The following is a 320-nucleotide window of genomic DNA, read 5'->3' on the forward strand; positions in this document are numbered from 1 at the left end:
AATTGGGTCAATATAAAAAGTTTCAAAAATGGAAAAATGAAGTATCTAACACCCAAGGACATCTTATAGTAAAATTAGCCTATGAAATAAGGGTCCTACAAAATAAATCGGTACCCGGAAACAATGGGGGATAAAATAGTTGAATATGATAAGGGGCGAGTGGAGAAATATTTTCAGCCATCGCAAAACTGGATTAACATTGATAGCCATTCTTTTTATACCGTTGCTCTATAGCAGCATTTTTCTATCCGCTTTTAGAAATCCCTATTCTAAAACTGGGGACCTTCCAATTGCAGTAGTAAATAAAGATCTGGGATCAA

The 320-nt window shown here is 35.0% G+C and carries 1 protein-coding gene; it reads left to right on the plus strand.

Going from position 1 to position 320, the window contains the following annotated elements; genetic code table 11:
• Positions 1–139: 139 nt before the first annotated feature.
• A partial coding sequence (locus tag J7E67_RS26310; protein ID WP_214733137.1) for a YhgE/Pip domain-containing protein occupies positions 140–320 on the plus strand: 181 nt, incomplete at its 3' end.

The organism is Bacillus sp. ISL-46 (assembly GCF_018613205.1).